The sequence below is a fragment of the Rhizobium sp. 05L429 genome (genome assembly GCF_056397645.1).
This window is the reverse complement of the sequence record NZ_JBFTNV010000103.1, coordinates 1-331: the sequence shown is the minus strand read 5'-3', so window position 1 is coordinate 331 and position 331 is coordinate 1. Positions and strand designations below refer to the sequence as shown.

The following is a 331-nucleotide window of genomic DNA, read 5'->3' as shown; positions in this document are numbered from 1 at the left end:
ATCGGCCGTCCGATCTCGAACACGCAGATCTACATACTCGACGGTCACCGGCGTCCTGTTCCGGTTGGGGTTGCCGGCGAGCTCTACATTGGCGGTACAGGGGTTGCGCGCGGTTATCTGAACAAGCCGGAACTGACGGCCGAGAAGTTCGTGGCCGATCCGTTCAGCGCCCGTGCCGACGCGCGGCTTTACCGGACAGGCGATCTTGCGCGCTATCTGGCGGACGGCACGATCGAGTATCTCGGACGCATCGATACGCAGGTCAAGCTGCGCGGGTTCCGTATCGAACTCGGCGAGATCGAGAGCGTGCTGCAGGGGCATGACGGCGTCA

General features: G+C 63.1%; 1 protein-coding gene. It reads left to right on the top strand.

All coding sequences use genetic code 11. From position 1 onward, the window contains the following. On the top strand, positions 1–331 hold a 331-nt coding region (locus AC1DNW_RS35510; RefSeq protein ID WP_477855841.1), incomplete at both ends, for an AMP-binding protein.